This is a genomic window from Pseudomonas rustica (genome assembly GCF_049959085.1).
Classification (GTDB): domain Bacteria; phylum Pseudomonadota; class Gammaproteobacteria; order Pseudomonadales; family Pseudomonadaceae; genus Aquipseudomonas; species Aquipseudomonas rustica.
Window position 1 is genome coordinate 2,806,787 of sequence record NZ_CP188200.1, and the last position, 19,090, is coordinate 2,825,876.

Below are 19,090 nucleotides of genomic sequence, written 5' to 3' on the forward strand. Positions count from 1 at the left end.
GGCTTCTTTTACGGGAGGCTGAACGATAAGCACTGGTGACGATTAAGCAAAGCAGCTTTACCGGCAATTTACCTTCATCTTACGTTTCAAGGTGTGAGGCAAAACACTGATACACAAATGAAAACGGCCTGGACAGAGCCAGGCCGTTAACAATTGTAAAGCGCAGTGGCAGAGCTTACTTCAGGACGGCCAGAGCAGCGTCGTAGTTCGGCTCTTCAGCGATTTCCTTGACCAGTTCGCTGTGCAGCACGTTGTCGTTCTCGTCCAGCACCACAACGGCACGGGCAGTCAGACCTTTCAGCGGGCCGTCAGCAATGGCCACGCCATAGTTTTCGATGAACTCGGCACCGCGCAGGGTCGACAGGTTCTGTACGTTTTCCAGACCTTCGGCGCCGCAGAAGCGTGCTTGAGCGAACGGCAGGTCTGCGGAGATGCACAGCACCACAGTGTTGGCGACTTCGTTGGCCTGAGCGTTGAACTTGCGTACGGAAGTGGCGCAGGTCGGGGTGTCAACGCTTGGGAAGATGTTGAGGACTTTGCGCTTGCCGGCGAAGTCTTTCAGGGTGACGTCGGACAGATTGCCGGCAACCAGGGAAAAGGCTGGCGCCTTGGAACCGGCTTGTGGCAACTGGCCGTTGACTTGAACCGGATTGCCTTTAAGGGTGACTTGAGCCATGACTTGAGTCCTTCTAACGTTGTGGTTGGAGAGCATGCAAGAAGCGGAAGTTAACCACGAAATTGTCCGACGACCTATGCCCAAAATGAAATTGTCAGGTGCAGGCGCACGAAATTGTATACAACCCGAGATCCCGGTAGGAGCTGCCGAAGGCTGCGATCTTTTGATCCTCGAAACAAAATCAAAAGATCGCAGCGTGCCGCAGCTCCTACACGGGGATGCGGGCGATCCTGATTTTTTTCAACCATGCTGTCGATTCATGTCCGGCCCGTTCGATTAAGCAGTGAACCCCACACTTTTCGGAGTAACCGCCATGCGATTCATGATCCTCGTAAAAGCCAGCGCCGATTCGGAAGCCGGCGTCATGCCCAGTGAAGAACTGCTCACCGCGATGGGCAATTTCAACGAGGAACTGGCCAAGGCCGGCATCCTTGTCGAAGCGGACGGTTTACACCCGAGTAGCAAAGGCGCCCGTGTGCGCTTCTCCGGCGACAAACGTACGGTGACTGATGGCCCTTTCATCGAAACCAAGGAATTGGTCGCCGGGTATTGGATCTGGGACGTTAAATCCAAGGAAGAAGCCATTGAGTGGGTCAAGCGCTGCCCGAACCCTATGCCGGGCACCGATTCCGACATCGAGATTCGCCAGATATTTTCCGCTGAAGACTTTGGCGCAGAATTCACTCCTGAGGCTCGCGCCCAAGAAGAGCGCATCCGCGACCAAGCAAAGAAAAACAGCTAAACCCCTCACGCCCCCTGTAGGAGCTGCCGAAGGCTGCGATCTTTTGATCTTGCCCGTAAAAACAAGATCAAAAGATCGCAGCCTTCGGCAGCTCCTACCAGTACACAACCGAATAGTGAACAAGTACACAAAACCAAAGAATTAATACATTCGACTGGCAGACTTTGGATAAGCTGCTAGCGTAAACAAGACGTGTCCTAGAGGCTTGAAAAGAAAGGGATTACGCCGTACGGCCGACAAGTGCCGAGTTGTCCATTGAGCCACCAGGGAATCGGGGATGAAGTTCAATCGAGTGGGGAAGACTCTTTTTCTGGCAAGTTCGCTGGCGGCTATGCCGTTCGCGCAAGCAGACAACGCCGAAGACTCCAATAAAAGTAACAACCCGCTGAACGTGGCGCCGGGCGCCAACCTGCAGGACTACTACACCCCCAAACTCTACGACAGCAACGCTCATACCAATGACGTCCTGCTGCGCGGCACGTTGCCGATCGCCCCGAACGACTTTATCGGTGTGCCACAACTGGTACGCGCGACGCTGCCCATCAGCACCCGCCCCGATCCGCATAACGGTTACAGCACCGGCATGGGCGATCTGAACCTGTTCGACATCTTTATTCTGAAAACCGAAGGCGTGCAGTTGGGCATTGGCCCGCTGATCACCGCGCCGACCGCCGAACAGGACGAGCTCGGCACCGGCAAATGGCAAGGGGGCCTCGCGGCTGTCGCGATCGACGCCTCCCCGCGCGGATTGCTCGGCGCACTGGTGCAGTATCAAAGTTCCTTCGCTGGCGACAGCGACCGCGCCCACGTTGAAAGCGCGACCATGCAGCCGTTCATCATCCATAACCTGGAAAAAGGCTGGTACCTGCGCTCCACCGGCACCTGGACGTTCGACCTGAAAAACGACACCCACTACATCCCGCTCGGCCTGGGTGTGGGCAAAGCCTGGAAGTCCGGCAGCAACATCGTCAACGCCTTCATCGAACCGCAGTGGACCGTCGACCGCAAAGGCGACGGCCTGCCGCAATTCGTTGTGTATACCGGCATTAACTTGACCTTCGGCAAGTAAGGAAGACGCTATGCAGGTTACCCTCAAGGCCGCCGGCTACAGCTTGATGACGATGTTTGTCAGCTGTGGCGTCGGCGCCCAGGAATCCATCGCCAGCCCGCAAACAGATCGGAGCGCTATCTATGCAGCGACCGAGCGCCCGGCGGCGCCTCTATTCGAATATTTATACAGCCAGAACTTTAAGCGGAGTCGTTGATGGTCAAGCCTTACGTTGTGCGCCCGTTACTGGCGCTGTGCATGATCGGCAGTCCGCTGCTGTACGCCGCCGAGGGCGGTGTTGGCCGGCCAATTACTGGTCAACAGGTGTTTTCCAACGCCGGTATCGTGCCGCCTGAGCCGGGCTGGGTCATGTCGTTGACCAGCATTTGGTACGACGGCTCGCTAAAAGGCAGCAACGGTGCGCCGATTTCCGGCGCGGTCAGTGGCGGGATCGACATGAAAGTGTCGTACACCATGGCCAACTTCACCCACGTCTGGGACACCGGCAAAGGTCGCTGGAACTACGCCTCGGCCGTTGGCATTCCCGTGCAGTACACCGACATCAAAGCCAGCATCACCGGCCCGCGCGGGCGCACGCTGGGTGACAGCGACTCCGGCACCCAATTCGCCGACGCCCTGATCACGCCGATCGCCGCCGGTTACCACTTCGACGAGTTGAACCACATCTCGTTGTCCCTGCCGATCTACGTGCCGACCGGTGCCTATAACGACGATCGACTGGCCAACCCGGGGCAGAACAATTACACGTTCATGCCGACCGTGGCGTTCACCCACCTCGACGGCAAGGGTGGCGAGCTGACGCTGTCCAGCGGTCTGGAGTTCTACACCGAGAACGACGCCACCGATTATCGCAACGGCAACATCTTCACCCTCGACGCCCTGTGGACCCACGGTTTCGGCAATGGCTGGAGCGCCGGCGTTGCAGCGGGTTATATCCAGCAACTGACCGACGACAAAGGCCAGACTGCCGATACGTTCAACGGTTATCGCGGTCGTTCCGTTGGCGCCGGCCCGGTGGTGGGCTGGTCGGGTAAATTTGCCGACGCCCAAGCCAATATCAGCGCCCGTTGGGTACCGGAGTTCGACACCAAAAATCGTCCTGAAGGCAACGGCTTCAGCGTCAACATGACCCTGGCATTTTTCTAGACCCGGACACAAAGGACTGCCCCATGACTGCACTTACCGACCTCAATGCCCTGCAAGCCAGCATCGCCGAATCGGTGCTCGGTCAGGATCAAGTGATTCGGCAGATCCTGCTGGGCCTGTTGGCCAACGGCCATTTACTGTTGGAAAGTCTGCCGGGGCTGGCCAAGACGCGTACGGTCAAGGCGCTGGCCAAACACCTCGACGCGAAGATGAGCCGTATCCAGTTCACCCCGGATTTGCTGCCGTCGGACATCACCGGTGCCGAAGTGCTGCATCAGGTTGAAGGCAAAAACGAGATCCGTTTCCAACCCGGCCCGCTGTTCGGCAACCTGATTCTTGCTGACGAAATCAACCGTGCCCCGGCCAAGGTTCAGGCGGCGCTGCTGGAAGCGATGGAAGAACGCCAGATCACCGTGGCCGGCACCAGCCATCCGTTGCCGGATTTGTTCATCGTGGTCGCCACGCAAAACCCGATCGAACAGGAAGGCACGTATCCGCTGCCGGAAGCACAGATGGATCGTTTCCTGATGAAAGTGCTGCTCGATTATCCGAGCGCCGACAACGAAAGCCAGGTGCTGCGCCTGCTGCGCGCCGAAGAATTCGCACAAGGCGCCAACACCGCGCCGAGCAAGGGTTTCAGCCTGTCGCAGGAGGTGATTTTCGCGGCACGCAAGGAAGTCAGCGCGGTGCATGTGTCACCGGCCATCGACAGTTATCTGATCGACATCATCAACGCCACGCGCCATCCCGCCGACTACGACGAAGACCTCGCGCGCTGGATTTCGATTGGTGCCAGCCCGCGTGGCGGCATTGGTCTGGATCGTTGCGCCCGCGCCGATGCATGGCTGCAGGGGCAGGATTTTGTTTCGCCGGACAATGTGCGCGCGGTGGTGCACCCGGTGCTGCGTCATCGTTTGCAATTGAGCTATGACGCGGTGGCTGACGGCGTCAATGCCGATCAAGTGCTCGATCGGATTCTCGATAAAGTAGCGATTCCGGCCTGATGTCAAATACGAAGAGCAGCGACGGCCTGGTCTATGTTTCTCTCGCGCAATTGATGGCGCTGGAGTTCAAGGCCCGTGACCTGAGTTTTCTCGCGCGTCAGCCGCAAGGCAGCATCCTTGCCGGCAACCATGCCTCGCGCCTGCGTGGCCGTGGCTTGAATTTCGATGAACTGCGCCGCTACCAGCCGGGCGACGACCTGCGTCACCTCGACTGGCGTGCTTCGCTGCGCACCGGCAAACCGGTGGTGCGCACTTTTACTGAAGAGCGTGATCGTCCGGCGTTGATCGTGGTTGATCAGCGCATGTCGATGTTTTTCGGTTCGCAACGCAGCTTCAAATCCGCTCTCGCCGCCGAACTCGGCGCATTGGCCGCGTGGATGGTGTTCAACGCCGGCGACCGGGTTGGTGGGCTGGTGTTCAACGATCAACGTATCGACAGCATCGCGCCGTTGCGCAGCCGTAAACGCGTTGAAGCGCTGCTCAGCCGCATCGCCGAACAGAATCAGGCGCTTGACGCGGCTAACCCGGATGCCGAAGGTGAAGACCAGCTCGACAAAGTCTTGCAGCGTTGCCTGGCGCTGGCCGGTCACGACCATTTGATCTGTATCGTCAGCGACTTCGCCGGGGCCGGCGAACGTACGTTGCAACTGATGCGTCAACTGTCGGCACACAACGACGTGATCGCCCTACAAGTCTACGATCCGCTGGCATTGAAGCTGCCGAACAATGGCCGCCTGCTGATTACCCAAGGCCAGTTGCAGGTCGAACTGGCCATCGAAAAACGCAATGTGCATCAACCGCTGGGGGATTTTCTCGGTGGTCGCTTGAAGGACGTCGCCACCCTGCTACGCCGCAGTCAGGTGCCGCTGATGATGTTCAGCACCGCCGAAGAAGCCCACGCGCAACTGCGTGCCGAACTGGGCAAAAGCGCCGGGGCACGGCGATGAATCCGAATATCCCGAGCATCGATCAACTCAAAGAGTTGGCCCCGCCCGCGCCGGTCAGTTATGCGCCGCAAACGTGGGGCTGGTGGGTGTTGCTTGGGCTGCTGATCGTATTGGCAATCGTGATTGGCGTGCGCTGTTACCTGCAATGGCGCCGCGATGAATACCGTCGTGAAGGGTTGGCGCGACTGGCACAACTGCGTAGCCGCAGTGACGACCTCAATGCGTTGCGCGAACTGCCCGAGCTGCTCAAGCGAGTGGCGCTCTCGATGCCCACTCAATCGCGACATTGGAATACAACCCCTGTGGGAGCGAGCCTGCTCGCGAAGGCGTCCGTTCAGTCGACATCTAAGGTGCATGAGAGGGCCTCTTCGCGAGCAGGCTCGCTCCCACAGAAGGTTGCGGCGCTTGGTAAAGAGGATTGGCAGCGCTTCTTGCAAGCGCACAGCAAGAAGCCGCTCCCGGCCGATTTCAGCGCACAACTCGCGCAACTCGCCTACGCCCCCGACGACACCCTGCGCGCCCTCCCCACGCCGCAGCGTCAGGCGTTGTTCGACACGTGTCAGGACTGGGTGGAGCATCATCATGTGGCAGCTTGATTACCCATGGTTGTTGCTTCTGCTGCCGCTACCGTGGCTGGCTTACCGCTACCTGCCCGCTTACAACGAAGCGCGCAGCGCCGTGCGCGTACCGTTTTTTGCGGCGATGAGCCGCGCTGTCGGCGAAGCGCCCACCCATGCCGGCACTCGGCGCAACGTCTGGCAATTACTCTTGAACCTGTTGGTCTGGGCGCTGATTTTGCTCGCCGTGGCACGTCCGGTGTTCGTTGAAAAACCCATCGAACGCCAGCAACCGGTGCGCGACCTGATGCTCGCCATCGACATCTCGCAGTCGATGGAAACCGAAGACTTCACCAACGCCAACGGCGAAAAAATCAATCGCCTCGCCGCCGTCAAAGAAGTGGTGCAAGGCTTTATCGACAAGCGCAAAGACGACCGCCTCGGCCTGATCGTCTTCGGCAGCGGCGCTTATCCGCAGGCACCGCTGACCCTCGATCATGCGAGTCTGTCGCTGTTACTGGCCGACACCGGCATCGGCATGGCCGGGCCGAACACCGCGATCGGCGATGCCATCGGCCTCAGCCTGAAGCTGTTGGATAAAGCCCATGAGCAGGAAAAAGTGCTGATTCTGCTCACCGATGGCAACGACACCAGCAGCGCGATCACTCCCGATCACGCCGCCGAAATGGCCGCCAACAAAGGCGTGATCATCCACACCATCGGCATCGGCGACCCGAGTGCTTCGGGCGAGGCCAAGGTCAATCTGCCGGGTCTGGAGCAGATCGCGAAAACCACCGGCGGCCAGTTCTTCCGCGCTGAAGACCGCTCCGCGCTGGATCAGGTTTACAGCACCCTCGACCGCCTCACGCCGCATCAGGTGAAAACCCTCAGTCATCAGCCGCAACGCGAGTTGTTCTATTGGCCGCTGGGGGCGGCGATGTTGTTGCTGGGCCTGTATCACCTCGGCGCGCTGCTGTGGCCTCGGCTGTCATTCGCCCGTCAGCGGCAGGAGGTCTGAGATGGACATCAACCTCAGCGACTTCCATTTCCTGCGCCCGTTCTGGCTCCTGCTCGCGCTGTTCGGTGCGTTGTTGCCGTTGATCTGGCGCCGCAGCCGTGATCTGCAGCGACGACTGCGCGGCAACATCGCCGAGCATTTGCTGCCGCACCTGTTGATCACGCCACAAGACAACCAACGCCTGCGCCCGGTGCATCTGCTCTGTGCGCTGTTGATTCTCGGCGCCATCGCGGCGGCCGGGCCGACCTGGGAGCAGGATCGCCCGGACTTTCTCGAAAACCGTGCGCCGCTGATCGTCGCTGTCGATCTGTCACCGTCGATGGACGCCAGCGATGTGCAACCGACGCGACTGGAAGCGGCCAAGCACAAACTGCATGACCTGATTCAGCGTCGCGCCGGTGCCCGTACGGCACTGATCGCCTACGCCGGCAGCGCGCACCTGGTGTTGCCGCCGACCGACGACCCCGCCCTGCTCGACTCATTTATTCAGGCGTTGGGCACCGGGTTGATCGACAAACCGGGGAAAAACGTCGCCGCGGTGATTGAGCAGGCGAAACGCTTGCTCAGCGCAGAAAAGACGCCGGGCAGCCTGCTGCTGATCACCGATGGCGCCGATACCGCGCAACTTGATGGCCTCGACAAGCAGCTGAGCGGCAGTCAGTTGCAAGTGTTAGTGCTGGCGGTGGGCAGCGAGGACGGCGGCATGATCCACGACGCCAGCGGGCAGCCGCGCACCGATGCCAACGGGCGCCCGGAACTGGGCAGCTTTGATCAAGCGGCAATCAAACAATTGGCTTCTGCTGTCGACGCGCCCCTCGGCAGCCTGACCCTGAATGACGATGATCTGGACTGGATCGAACTGCACGCGCAACAGCACTTCCAAAGCGCCAGCGCCGAACAGCGTGAATTGCACTGGAAAGACGCCGGTTATTGGCTGTGCTGGCCGTTGCTGTTGCTGGCATTTTTCGGCGTGCGCAAAGGCTGGAGCGTGAATTGGATGGCGGCGTTGCTGCTGGCCGTGGGGCTGGGTGGGATACCGGCTCCGGCGCAAGCGAATGCACTGACCGACGCCTTCTTCACTCGCGATCAGCAAGGTCGCTGGGCCTTTGAGCACGGGCACCTGCCTCAGGCAGCGGCGCTGTTTGTCGATCCGTACTGGAAAGGCGTCGCGGCGTATCACGCGTCTGACTATGACTTGGCGCTGGCGACTTTCGCGCGGCTGGACACGCCACAGGCGTACTTCTATCTGGGCAATATTTACGTGCGCCGTTTCAAGTTTGATGAGGCGATCGCCGCGTATACCCAAGCCTTGAAACTGCAGCCGCAATTCCCGGAGGCCACGGCCAATCTGGCGTTGGCGCAGGCGTTGCTCAAAGACACCGAAAGTGCCGAGAAAAACGCCCCTGAGACCAAACCGGATGAAGTGAAATTCGACAAGGCGAAGGGCAAGGGGCAGAGCAAGAAGGTCGAATCGGAGCAAGCTGCGTCGGATGCGCTGTGGTTGCAGAACCTGACGACATCGCCGGCGAAGTTTCTCAAGCAGAAATTCAGCTTGCAGGATCAGGCGGGGGTTAAGCCATGAATCTCCGGAACCGAGTTGCGGCCATCGCGAGCAGGCTCACTCCTACATTGATTTTGTGTACGGCAAAGATCCCCTGTAGGAGTGAGCCTGCTCGCGATGGGGCCAGAGCAATCACTTCAAAACTCAGCATTTTGTTCCTGACAGGCCTGCTGAGCCTCAATGCCCTCGCCGCTGCCCCACAACTCAAAGTCCAGGCCCATCTGCAACCCGCCGAAGGCGCCATGGTCGGTGGCCTGATCGAGCTGCAAGTCGACGTCCTCACCGACACCTGGTTCACCAGCGCCGCCACCCTGCCCGATCTCAAACTCGACGGCGCTCTGGTCATGCCCCCGGACGGTCAGGCACAGCACCTGAACCAGACCATCGACGGCCAATCCTTCAACGGTTTGCGCTACACCTACCTGATCACACCCAACGTCGCGCGATCGTTCGATATCCCGGCCCTCACCGTCAGCGCCACTCCCGGCCAGGCTGAAAGCGAAATCAGCGCACACAGCGAACCGCTGCAATTCAGCGCCGCCCGGCCGCCCGGTTTCAACCCCGGGGAAACGCCACTGGTTGCCACCGGACTGACCTTCAGCCAGAACGTGATCAACTCGGCCACACCACTGAAAGTCGGCGACAGCATTACCCGGCAACTCACCTTGAAGGCCGATGGCGCACTGGCCATGTCCTTGCCGATCCCGGCACTGGGCGATATCGACGGCCTCAGCCGCTATGCGAAAACCCCGCAAGTCACCAGCCTCGATGACGGCCGTGGCGACATTCTCGGCGGCCAGCGCATCGACAGCGTCACCTATCGCATCGACCGCGCCGGTTCGCACACACTGCCGGCCATCGAAGTGAAATGGTGGGACGCGAGCAGCAATCAAACGCGCACCGCGCAAGTGCCGGCAGTGACGTTCGCTGCCGCCGCCAACAGCGCCTACAAACCTGTGTTCTCCATCGCCGAAGACCTCAAGCAACTCGGCCAGAATCGCCTGCGGTTCTCCACACAATGGCTGATCTGGCTCGTGGCGCTCATCGCGATTATCGGCCTCGGCTACCTGAGCCGCCCGGCCATGACTCGCGGCTACCGCACCCTGCAAGCGCGCAAACAAGCGCGGCACGCAGCGTGGTTGCAGTCAGCCGATTACGCCTGGCAACAAATCAATCCGCAACTTGAAGCCAAACCAGCGCAACTCAGTGCGCTGTATCTGTGGCTGCGCCGCAGTCGAATGGGTCTGAAGCTCGTCGATGCCGGCCCGCGCCTGCAAGGCCTGTTGCGCGGGCTTTACGGTCGCGAACCGGCCACCGAGCAGACACTTGTCCAACTGCGCCAATCGTTGACTACGCTTCACAGTCAGGCCGAACAGCAGCAGGCGAAACCGGCCTCGGCGCTGCGCCCGCTCAACCCTGTACACGAGAAGGATTTCCCATGACGCACCCGTTGCTGCACCGCCAACGTTTTGGCCTGGCTCTGCTGTTCGGTCTGGCCCTGCCGCTGCTGGCCCAGGCCCATGAGCCGCTGCCTTCGTGGAACGACGGCCCGGCGAAGAAAAGCATCATCGAATTCGTGCAGACCGTGACCGATCAGACGAGCAAGGACTTCGTCAAACCCGCCGACCGCATCGCCGTGTTCGATAACGACGGCACGCTGTGGAGCGAGCAACCGGCGTACTTCGAATTGCTGTTCGCTTTCGACGAGGTCAAGCGCACCGCCGATCAGCACCCGGAATGGAAAACCACGCAGCCATTCAAAGCGGTGATCGAAAACGACCACAAGGCCCTCGCGGCGTCAGGCATGGAAGGCCTGCTGAAAATCGTCGGCGCCACCCACAGCGGCATGACCACCGAAGCGTTTGATGATTACGCGAAAACCTGGCTGAGCCAGGCCCGCCATCCGAAAACCGGCAAGCCGTACACCGAGATGATCTTCCAGCCGATGCTGGAAATGCTCGACTACCTGCGCAGCCAGGACTTCAAGACCTACATCGTCTCCGGCGGCGACACCGGTTTCATGCGCGCCTTCGCCGAGAAGGTTTACGGCATTCCGCCGGAACAGGTGATCGGCACCACATTTGTCACTTCTTTCGAATACAAGGATGGCAAGGCCTCGATCGTGCGCACGCCAAAACTGGCGCACAACGACGACGGCCCGGGCAAACCGGAAAGCATTGATGCGGTGATCGGCAAGCGGCCGATTCTCGCCTTCGGCAACTCCGACGGCGACCTGCAAATGCTGCAGTGGACGGCCGCGGGTACCGGCAAACGTTTCATGGGTTTGGTGCACCACACCGACGCCAAGCGCGAGTGGGCCTACGACCGCAAATCAGACATCGGCAAGCTCGACAAAGCTCTCGATGAAGCAAATTCCCGCGGCTGGACCGTGGTGGACATGGCGACCGAATGGCGCCGGATCTACCCGTTCGATCCGCCGGTAAACGAGCAGGTGCAATAAAAAAAGCGTGCTGCAGGACTGCAATAAACGTTATCAGCAATAAATGACCCCCCGCGAAAAGGAGCAAGTCAGATGACTCGCATACGCAAGTGGCTACCGAAATTCGCCTTGGTTGCGACCTCGGTGATGGCGCTGTCGGCAACCGCCACAGCGGCTGAAAAACCCAACATCCTGGTGATCTTCGGCGACGACATCGGCCAGACCAACATCAGTGCCTATTCGATGGGTGTTGTCGGTTACAAAACCCCGAACATCGACCGGATTGCCAAAGAAGGCATGATGTTCACCGACTACTACGCGGAGAACAGTTGCACCGCGGGTCGATCCTCGTTCATCACCGGTCAGACGCCACTGCGTACCGGTCTGTCGAAAGTCGGCATCCCCGGCGCTCCGGTAGGCCTGCAAAAGCGTGATATCACCATTGCTCAGGCACTCAAGTCTCAGGGTTATGCGACCGGTCAATTCGGCAAGAACCACTTGGGCGACAAGGATGAATACCTGCCGACCAACCACGGTTTCGACGAGTTCTTCGGCAACCTGTATCACCTCAACGCTGAAGAAGAACCCGAACGTCCGTACTGGCCAAAAGAAGATGCCGATTTCGTCAAGGCTGTTTCCCCTCGTGGTGTGATCCACAGCTTCGCCGACGGCAAGATCGAAGACACCGGCGCGCTGACCACCAAGCGCATGGAAACCATCGACGACGAAACCACCGCGGCGGCGCAAGCGTTCATCGAGAAGCAGGCCAAAGCGGACAAACCGTTCTTCGTCTGGATGAACACTACGCGCATGCACTTGTTCACCCACGTGCGTGATTCGATGAAGGGCCAGAGCGGCATGCCCGGCAACGAATATGCGGACGGCATGATCGAGCACGACGGCGATGTCGGCAAACTGCTGAAAACCCTCGATGACCTGAAAATCACCGACAACACCATCGTCGTCTACACTACCGACAACGGCCCTAACCAGTTCTCCTGGCCGGACGCGGCGACCACGCCGTTCCGCAACGAGAAGAACTCCAACTGGGAAGGCGCGTACCGCGTGCCTGCGATGATCCGCTGGCCGGGCAAGATCAAACCGGGTGAAGTTTCCAACGAGCTGTTCTCGGGTCTTGACTGGTTTCCGACACTGCTCGCCGCCGCAGGTGATACCGATGTCGCCAACAAGCTGCTCAAAGGCTGGGCGCCGACTTCCGGCGGCACCAGCTTCAAAGTGCACCTGGACGGTTTCAACCAACTGCCGTACCTGACCGGCCAGACCCCGAAGAGCGAGCGTAAGGAGTTCTACTACTTCAACGACGACGGCGTGCTGGTGTCGATGCGTTTCGGCAACTGGAAAGCCGTGTTCTGCGAACAGCGTGCACCGGGTGGTTTCAAAGTCTGGAGCGAACCGTTCGTGTGCCTGCGCGTACCGAAAATCTTCAACCTGCGCATGGACCCGTATGAACGTGCCGATATCGTTTCCGACCAGTACTACGACTGGACGACCAAAAACGTTTATCTGACCGAAATGGCGGTGATGAAATCCGCTGCATTCCTGCAGACCTTCATCGAGTATCCACCAAGCCAGAAACCGGCCAGCTTCAGTGTTGACCAGATCCGTGCTGCGGTAGATGCGAAAATCGCTGAAAAAATGAAAGCTGCACAGTAAGACCGCAAGACTGGCGCCCGCCCTTACCGGCGGGCGGACTTATTTTTAGTCGGATATACCCCTTGTAGGAGCTGCCGAAGGCTGCGATCTTTTGATCTCAATTGATAAACATACAGATCAAAAGATCGCAGCCTTCGGCAGCTCCTACAGGGAGCAGGCCCGATCATTTGTATTGATCGTTCCCACGCTCTGCGTGGTAGCGCATCCCGGGATGCTCTGCGTCCCATGCCAAAGCGGACGCGGAGCGTCCAGTGAGGCATTCCCACGCAGAGCGTGGGAACGATCAGCACAGTCGCCGTTTTTATCGAATTGAAATAAGGCAATCCGCATGTCCTCACGTATCGCCAGCAAGCCGTCGGCCATACCCGCCTCGCACACCGCCTCCCCTTCACTGCTGATCCCCGCCCTGCTGCTGTGCATCTCCGGCGCCGCAGCACTGGTCTATCAGGTGCTGTGGATCAAGCAACTGTCGCTGGTGGTCGGCGTCGAGGTGTATGCGATCACCACGGGCATCAGCGCATTCTTCGCCGGTCTGGCCATCGGTGGCTGGCTGTTCGGACGCTGGGCGGATCGCTTGCAGCAACCGGTGCTGCTGTATGCCGGGCTGGAAGTACTGGTGGCGATATTGGGCGTTGGCGCGACCGTGGCCATGAGCATGGCGGCCAGTCCGTTCGCCTGGCTGCAGGATCACGTCGGTGTGTTCGCGTGGTTGCTGCCGTTCGCCCTCGTGGGCATTCCGGCGGTGTTGATGGGCGGCACGCTGCCGGTGCTGGTGCGTTCGCTCGCGGCTGATCCGGGCAAGGCTGGCGGTCAGTTGTACGCAGCGAACACCTTGGGCGCGATTGTCGGCACGTTGCTCGCCGCGTTCTTTTTGATCGCCACCCTCGGTGTACGGGGCAGCTCGCTGGCCGCAGCGATGCTCAATCTGTTGGCGGCGGCTGGCGCCTTGTGGTTCGCCCGTCAGCATCCGGCACCGATTGTCACGCCGATCCATCACCATCCGGAGAAAGCGGCGGATCGCACGGCGCTGTGGCTGTATTCCATCGCCGGCGGTGTGGCGCTGGGTTATGAAGTGGTCTGGTCGCAATCGATCGTGCAATTCATGAGCACCCGCACCTATGCGTTTGCCGTGGTGTTGGCGACGTACCTGACCGGCCTGTTTATCGGCAGCGCCCTGCTCGCCCGTCGCGTTGATCGCATTCGCGATCCGTGGGGCGTGTTCGGCTTACTGATCGCCGGCGCCGGCCTGATCGCGCTGCTGGAAATCGCCCTGCTCGGTCGTTGGCTGATTTACGCCCAGACCCAGACCGAGATGTGGTTGCTGAGTCTGGGCGCCAGTGAGCTGGTCGGCATGAGTGCTCGCTTTGCCGTCGCGGCGTTGAGCATTGTGTTTGTGCCGACATTGCTGCTGGGGGCGGCGTTTCCCTTGGCGCTGCGTTTGAGTGTCGGCCATGAGCGCGTCGGTCGCGATGTCGGAGCAGTGGTGGCGTTCAATACCTTGGGCGGGATTGTCGGGGTGATGCTCTGCGGCTTCCTGCTCATTCCGCTGCTGGGGCTGGTGCGCACGCTGGGCCTGCTGGCGATCATCGCGGCGGGCATCGGCTACTTCGCCGTGCGCAAGGGCCATGGTGTGAAGAAAGGCCGGCGTCAGGCAGTGGTCGCACTGAGCCTGGTCTCGGTCGCATTGGCGGTGCTTACGCCCGTCGACAAAATCGCCGGCCTGCTGCCCGGCGCACGCAACGGTACGTTGGCGTTTTACGAAGAAGGTCGTGGCGGCACGGTCGCGGTGGTCGCTCAAGGACGGGGCGAGAACAATTTCCATCGTCTGTACATTCAGGGCGTCTCTAACACTGGCGATGCCATGCCGTCGCTGCGTTACATGCGCATTCAGGCGCTGCTACCGCTATTGATCCACAACGGCGAACCGCGCTCGACCCTGGTGATCGGTTTCGGCACCGGCATCACTGCGGGCGCCATGCTGCGCTATCCGGGGCTGGAGCATCGCGTGGTCGCCGAGTTGCTGCCGTCGGTGGTGAAAGCGGCGCCGTTGTTCAAGGGCAACTTCAATGCTGCCAGTGATCCGGGTGTGGAAGTGCGTCTGCGTGATGGTCGTCAGGAATTGCTGCGCAGTGCGCAGACCTACGACCTGGTCACACTGGAGCCGCCACCGCCCTCCGCGGCCGGCGTGGTCAATCTGTACTCGCGCGACTTCTACCAATTGGCCGCGAGTCGTCTGCAGAAAAACGGCATCGTCGCGCAATGGCTGCCGCTGCCGACGCAAAACATCGATGACTCGCGCTCGCTGGTGCGCAGCTTCCTTGATGTGTTCCCGTATGCCTCGTTGTGGACCAGCGAATTCCACGAGATGTTATTGGTGGGTTCGATGGAGCCGATGGAGCTGGACGCCGCGAAAATCACCGAACGTTTCCAGCAGGACAGTGTGCGCAGCACCTTGCAGGATGTCGGCATTGGTTCAGCGGCGGCGTTGCTTGCGACGTGGGTGACCGATCGCGCCGGCCTTGAGCGCTTTGCCGCCGATGCACCGGCGGTGACCGATGATCAGCCGCGCATTGAATACGCGCCATGGGTGCGCAGCAAGGAAATCACTCGCGTGTTGCCGGCGCTGCTGGATCTGTATCAGCCACCGCCACTGATGAATGCTGATGCCGCTTTCACTGAGCGCATGGAAACCCATCGTCAACGGCTGATGCAGTTCTACCGTGCGAGCCTGCATGCGTATGACGGCGATCGGGATGCGTGGGGGCGGGACATGCGCGAGGTGATGCAGTGGGATGGCGCGAATCCGTATTACCGCTGGTTTACCGGGCAGTAATGCTGCCGAATGTAGGAGCTGCTGAAGGCTGCGATCTTTTGATCTTGCTGTTTATAAGATCAAAAGATCGCAGCCTTCGGCAGCTCCTACAAGGTTTTGCGGTTACTTGGATTCGGATTTCAGTTTCAGATAGGTCTGGTGCATATCAGACGCCCAGCCATCGATCACGGCTTTAACGTCTTCGGCCTTCAGCGCCTGGGAATCATTCTCCAGCGGTTTGCCAGTGCCTTTGCGCACAACTTGCGCCACGACCTTATTGCTGGCGCCGTCCATGAACACCGCTTCAGTGGCCAGGGTGGTTTCCTGATCACGGATGCCGGTGGCCGTGCTGACCGCCGCGGCTACCAAAGCAATCGGGATCACTTCATACGCGTGCAGCCCTTCGGTTTTGCTGCTGACGGCGGTGATGGCCGGACGCAGTACGATCACACCCGGCCCAGGCCCGGTGGCCAGTGGCAGCGATTTGCCCAGCTCACGCTTGAGCGCCTGATCGTAATAGCTGGTGATGCCATTGAGGGTTTGCTGAGAGATTTTTGCGGTCGGTTGCGGCTTCGGATAGAGCTGGCTTGGTTCGACATAAACGCTGGTGAATTTATTGATGTCGAGTTTCGGATCCATCCAGCGCATCACCTCGGCACCCGACGGTGACTTGGCTTCCTTGAGCTGACTGTAATCCTTGAGAAACCCGGAGTACTCATCTGGAGCGACGGTTTTGCTCGAGCAACCCACCACGCCAAGGGTGGCGATGCACAGCGTGCCCATCATTACTGCTAGCTTCATGCTGTAACTCCTGTCAGAAAGCCGAAAGATTTGCATAAGGGGAGTTACAGGTATAGCTAAAACCTCAACTTTTGCGATGTAAAAGCAGAAAATTCACACAAGGCTGCGCGCCCGATCACAATGGTCATTTGACAGACGCCGGCCATCCGGCAAAGCTGCACCGAGCTTGAATGCACACCAGACGGTAAATGCACCTGGACCACGGAAGTCGTAATGCCCAAGCATAAAAATAAAGCGGTACAACCTGACCCTGATTCGTCTCAATCTTCACTTTCTCGTTACCTGTTCCCTGTCTCCATCGGCGTGCTGCTGACGGCCGTGGCGGGGATCGGCTGGTTTCTGTTCAGCCCTGCGCCCGTTACCGCACCGCTCACGGTGCCCCCGATCAGTGCGCCGACGCCCGTGCCTGCCGCGCCCAAGCCGCAAGTGGTCGCACTGAAACCGGCGAGCATGGTCGACGAGCAACAATGCCAAGGCTGCCACACCGAGCAAGTCAAAGACTGGCAAGGCTCGCACCACCAATTGGCGATGCAACCGGCGAACGCCGAGACCATGCTCGGTGACTTCAATAACGTCACGTTCAAGGCTGAAAAAGAGACCACGAAGTTCACCCGCAAGGGCGACGAGTTCTGGGTCAATACGCCCGGCATCGACGGCAAGAACGCCGATTTCAAAGTGGCCTACACCTTCGGCATCGCGCCGCTGCAGCAGTACCTGATCGAGGTTGGCGAAGGCCGTTTGCAGGCGCTTGGCGTGGCCTGGGATACCCAGAAAAACCGCTGGTTTCATCTCTATCCCGGCCAAGGCGTGAACTTCAAGAATCCGCTGCATTGGAGCAAGCCGAGCCAGAACGCCAACTTCATGTGCGTCGAGTGCCACACCACCGGTTTCAAGCGCAACTTCGATGCCGCCAGCAATACCTTTAACAGTCAGTGGAACAGCCTCGGCGTCGGTTGTCAGGCCTGCCATGGCCCGGCCTCCAATCACCTGGAATGGACGCAGAAAAAGGGCGACCTGATCCATCAAGGTTTCGACGTCGACCTCAAGGACAAGAATGCCACGGTCGAGATCGAAACCTGCGCCCGTTGCCATGCGCGTCGTGCGCCGCTGGGCGATGGCTACACCGTCGGCAAACGCCTGATGGACGATTACCTGCCGAGCACCCTCACCCGCGAGCTGTATGCGCTGGACGGCAAGATCAAGGACGAGGTGTTCGAACACGGCTCGTTCCTGCAAAGCAAAATGTTCGACAAAGGTGTGCGTTGCAGCAATTGCCACAACCCGCACAGCAACGAACTGAAAGCACCAGGCAACGCGGTGTGCCTGCAATGCCACAACACCGCCGGCAAAACCTCGATTGAAGGGGTCGACGGCAAAGGCCTGCAAGCGAAGAATTACGACTCCATCGAACACACGCGCCACACCATGGGTCAGCCGGGTTCGCAGTGCGTGGATTGCCACATGCCCGGCAAGTTCTACATGGGCAACGACTTCCGTCATGACCACAGCTTCAGCATTCCCAACCCGGAACGCGCGCAGAAGCTCGGCACGCCGGACGCGTGTCTGACCTGCCATCAAGGCAAGGCTGGCGATAAGGTCACCGCGCAGTTCAAGCTGTGGAGCGCTTCCACCGCGCCGCAAGCACCGCGTTATGACGAAAGCCTGTGGCTGATCCGCAATGGCCAACCGGGCGCCGCCGACGCGCTGTTTACGCAACTGCAACGCAGCAATCTGCCGGCAATCCAGCGCGCCACCCTGCTGGCGGAACTGCCGCTGTATCCAAGCGAACAGGCGTTGAAACTGGCCACGCAGGATCTGAAAAATCCTGAGCCGCAAGTGCGTGAAAGCGCAGCGCGGGCAATCAGTGCGTTTCTGCCTCCGCCTGAACGTGCGCCATTGTTGTCGCCACTGTTGGGCGATCCGGTGAAAGCGGTACGCATTGTGGTCGCGCGGGATTTGCTCAGCGTCGCTCGCAGCAGCGGTCTCGGTGCGGCGCAAGCCAACTGGGAAGCCGCGATTGGCGAGTACGAGACGGTGCAGAAGAGTCTGCTGGAACGCGCCGAAGCGAACCTCAATCTGGCCATGCTCTATCAGGCCAGTGGGCGCAGTTCGGAAGTTGAAGCGTTGCTGCGAGATGCGCTCAAGCGTGATCCGGACTTCTACCCGGCGCTGGTAACTCTGGTGCAATGGCTGGAGGCCAGCGGCCGCAGTCAGGAAGCGCAGACGCTGCTCGACGACAGCATCAAGGAACACCCGGACGCGGCGCTGTTGCAGCACACTCGGGGCTTGTCATTGATCCGCGCCGGCAAGACGACTGAAGCGATGGTTGCGCTGCACAAAGCTGCGCAACTGGAGCCGCAGAACGCCCAGTACGGTTATGTACTGGCGGTGGCGTTGCACGAGGGCGGCAAGGTTGATGAGGCTTGCGCGATTCTCGAAGGTTTGCTGAAGGTACAACCAGCGAATCGTAATGCGCGGCTGTCGTTGATCCAGTACTACCTCGACAGCGGCCAGGAGCCCAAGGCGCAGGTGTTGTTGCAGGGGTGGAAGAAGATGAATATGGGGGATCCGGCGTTGAAATAACTGGCTTGTGATTCTCCTTGTAGGAGCTGCCGAAGGCTGCGATCTTTGATCTTGGTTTTT

At 59.8% G+C, this 19,090-nt stretch carries 16 protein-coding genes; 14 read left to right on the forward strand and 2 right to left on the reverse strand.

The genetic code is table 11. The features are described from left to right. Positions 1-175: 175 nt before the first annotated feature. A complete protein-coding gene (tpx, locus tag ACP3TY_RS12705) occupies positions 176-676 on the reverse strand; it encodes a thiol peroxidase (RefSeq protein WP_008086450.1) in 501 nt (166 codons plus the stop codon). A gap of 313 nt (positions 677-989) precedes the next feature. On the opposite strand from tpx, the gene ACP3TY_RS12710 reads away from it, so the two are divergent. The 13 genes from ACP3TY_RS12710 to ACP3TY_RS12770 all read left to right on the forward strand — a co-directional run bounded on the left by ACP3TY_RS12710 (position 990) and on the right by ACP3TY_RS12770 (position 15,667). Next, entirely contained in the window at positions 990-1,418 is a 429-nt protein-coding gene (locus ACP3TY_RS12710) for a YciI family protein (RefSeq protein WP_053120617.1), read from the forward strand. A gap of 277 nt (positions 1,419-1,695) precedes the next feature. Continuing rightward, positions 1,696-2,487 carry a hypothetical protein gene (locus ACP3TY_RS12715; protein WP_401238314.1) on the forward strand — a complete coding sequence of 264 codons (792 nt, stop codon included), beginning with the start codon at positions 1,696-1,698 and terminating at the stop codon, positions 2,485-2,487. 10 nt (positions 2,488-2,497) lie between these two features. Next, positions 2,498-2,683 carry a hypothetical protein gene (locus ACP3TY_RS12720; RefSeq protein WP_053120624.1) on the forward strand — a complete coding sequence of 62 codons (186 nt, stop codon included), beginning with the start codon at positions 2,498-2,500 and terminating at the stop codon, positions 2,681-2,683. Continuing rightward, complete coding sequence (locus ACP3TY_RS12725) at positions 2,683-3,633, forward strand: SphA family protein (RefSeq protein WP_053120626.1); 951 nt, start codon at positions 2,683-2,685, stop codon at positions 3,631-3,633. The genes ACP3TY_RS12720 and ACP3TY_RS12725 overlap by 1 nt, the downstream gene beginning before the upstream one ends. A 23-nt stretch (positions 3,634-3,656) precedes the next feature. Beyond that, positions 3,657-4,637 carry an AAA family ATPase gene (locus tag ACP3TY_RS12730; protein WP_159812048.1) on the forward strand — a complete coding sequence of 327 codons (981 nt, stop codon included), beginning with the start codon at positions 3,657-3,659 and terminating at the stop codon, positions 4,635-4,637. Continuing rightward, positions 4,637-5,584, forward strand: coding sequence for a DUF58 domain-containing protein (locus ACP3TY_RS12735; RefSeq protein ID WP_159812049.1), 948 nt, complete (start codon positions 4,637-4,639; stop codon positions 5,582-5,584). Before ACP3TY_RS12730 ends, ACP3TY_RS12735 begins: the two co-directional genes overlap by 1 nt. Then, positions 5,581-6,180 (forward strand): DUF4381 domain-containing protein, encoded by a 600-nt coding sequence (locus ACP3TY_RS12740; RefSeq protein ID WP_426620176.1) that lies wholly within the window; start codon positions 5,581-5,583, stop codon positions 6,178-6,180. Before ACP3TY_RS12735 ends, ACP3TY_RS12740 begins: the two co-directional genes overlap by 4 nt. Beyond that, positions 6,167-7,159, forward strand: coding sequence for a vWA domain-containing protein (locus ACP3TY_RS12745; protein ID WP_426620177.1), 993 nt, complete (start codon positions 6,167-6,169; stop codon positions 7,157-7,159). The genes ACP3TY_RS12740 and ACP3TY_RS12745 overlap by 14 nt, the downstream gene beginning before the upstream one ends. Before the next feature lies 1 nt (position 7,160). Then, positions 7,161-8,741 (forward strand): VWA domain-containing protein, encoded by a 1,581-nt coding sequence (locus ACP3TY_RS12750; RefSeq protein ID WP_426620179.1) that lies wholly within the window; start codon positions 7,161-7,163, stop codon positions 8,739-8,741. Beyond that, positions 8,738-10,162 carry a hypothetical protein gene (locus ACP3TY_RS12755; protein WP_426620181.1) on the forward strand — a complete coding sequence of 475 codons (1,425 nt, stop codon included), beginning with the start codon at positions 8,738-8,740 and terminating at the stop codon, positions 10,160-10,162. The genes ACP3TY_RS12750 and ACP3TY_RS12755 overlap by 4 nt, the downstream gene beginning before the upstream one ends. Further along, positions 10,159-11,181 carry an HAD family hydrolase gene (locus ACP3TY_RS12760; protein WP_426620183.1) on the forward strand — a complete coding sequence of 341 codons (1,023 nt, stop codon included), beginning with the start codon at positions 10,159-10,161 and terminating at the stop codon, positions 11,179-11,181. Before ACP3TY_RS12755 ends, ACP3TY_RS12760 begins: the two co-directional genes overlap by 4 nt. A 72-nt stretch (positions 11,182-11,253) precedes the next feature. Continuing rightward, entirely contained in the window at positions 11,254-12,834 is a 1,581-nt protein-coding gene (locus tag ACP3TY_RS12765) for an arylsulfatase (RefSeq protein WP_053120641.1), read from the forward strand. 328 nt (positions 12,835-13,162) lie between these two features. Next, positions 13,163-15,667, forward strand: coding sequence for a fused MFS/spermidine synthase (locus ACP3TY_RS12770; protein WP_426620184.1), 2,505 nt, complete (start codon positions 13,163-13,165; stop codon positions 15,665-15,667). Between the two features lie 102 nt (positions 15,668-15,769). Here the strand turns inward: ACP3TY_RS12770 and ACP3TY_RS12775 are convergent, their stop codons facing one another. Continuing rightward, on the reverse strand, positions 15,770-16,447 hold the full coding sequence (locus ACP3TY_RS12775; protein WP_053120645.1) for a DUF3313 domain-containing protein: 678 nt from the start codon (positions 16,445-16,447) through the stop codon (positions 15,770-15,772). A 213-nt stretch (positions 16,448-16,660) separates the two neighbouring features. Between ACP3TY_RS12775 and ACP3TY_RS12780 the strand changes: the two genes are divergently transcribed. Beyond that, complete coding sequence (locus tag ACP3TY_RS12780) at positions 16,661-19,030, forward strand: tetratricopeptide repeat protein (RefSeq protein ID WP_426620185.1); 2,370 nt, start codon at positions 16,661-16,663, stop codon at positions 19,028-19,030. Positions 19,031-19,090: the final 60 nt, after the last annotated feature.

Excerpts from the sequence above, each read along its gene's own strand:
- tpx (WP_008086450.1), bottom strand. The coding sequence starts at position 676 with ATGGCTCAAGTCACCCTTAAAGGCAATCCGGTTCAAGTCAACGGCCAG.
- ACP3TY_RS12710 (WP_053120617.1), top strand. The coding sequence starts at position 990 with ATGCGATTCATGATCCTCGTAAAAGCCAGCGCCGATTCGGAAGCCGGC.
- ACP3TY_RS12715 (WP_401238314.1), top strand. The coding sequence starts at position 1,696 with ATGAAGTTCAATCGAGTGGGGAAGACTCTTTTTCTGGCAAGTTCGCTG.
- ACP3TY_RS12720 (WP_053120624.1), top strand. The coding sequence starts at position 2,498 with ATGCAGGTTACCCTCAAGGCCGCCGGCTACAGCTTGATGACGATGTTT.
- ACP3TY_RS12725 (WP_053120626.1), top strand. The coding sequence starts at position 2,683 with ATGGTCAAGCCTTACGTTGTGCGCCCGTTACTGGCGCTGTGCATGATC.
- ACP3TY_RS12730 (WP_159812048.1), top strand. The coding sequence starts at position 3,657 with ATGACTGCACTTACCGACCTCAATGCCCTGCAAGCCAGCATCGCCGAA.
- ACP3TY_RS12735 (WP_159812049.1), top strand. The coding sequence starts at position 4,637 with ATGTCAAATACGAAGAGCAGCGACGGCCTGGTCTATGTTTCTCTCGCG.
- ACP3TY_RS12740 (WP_426620176.1), top strand. The coding sequence starts at position 5,581 with ATGAATCCGAATATCCCGAGCATCGATCAACTCAAAGAGTTGGCCCCG.
- ACP3TY_RS12745 (WP_426620177.1), top strand. The coding sequence starts at position 6,167 with ATGTGGCAGCTTGATTACCCATGGTTGTTGCTTCTGCTGCCGCTACCG.
- ACP3TY_RS12750 (WP_426620179.1), top strand. The coding sequence starts at position 7,161 with ATGGACATCAACCTCAGCGACTTCCATTTCCTGCGCCCGTTCTGGCTC.
- ACP3TY_RS12755 (WP_426620181.1), top strand. The coding sequence starts at position 8,738 with ATGAATCTCCGGAACCGAGTTGCGGCCATCGCGAGCAGGCTCACTCCT.
- ACP3TY_RS12760 (WP_426620183.1), top strand. The coding sequence starts at position 10,159 with ATGACGCACCCGTTGCTGCACCGCCAACGTTTTGGCCTGGCTCTGCTG.
- ACP3TY_RS12765 (WP_053120641.1), top strand. The coding sequence starts at position 11,254 with ATGACTCGCATACGCAAGTGGCTACCGAAATTCGCCTTGGTTGCGACC.
- ACP3TY_RS12770 (WP_426620184.1), top strand. The coding sequence starts at position 13,163 with ATGTCCTCACGTATCGCCAGCAAGCCGTCGGCCATACCCGCCTCGCAC.
- ACP3TY_RS12775 (WP_053120645.1), bottom strand. The coding sequence starts at position 16,447 with ATGAAGCTAGCAGTAATGATGGGCACGCTGTGCATCGCCACCCTTGGC.
- ACP3TY_RS12780 (WP_426620185.1), top strand. The coding sequence starts at position 16,661 with ATGCCCAAGCATAAAAATAAAGCGGTACAACCTGACCCTGATTCGTCT.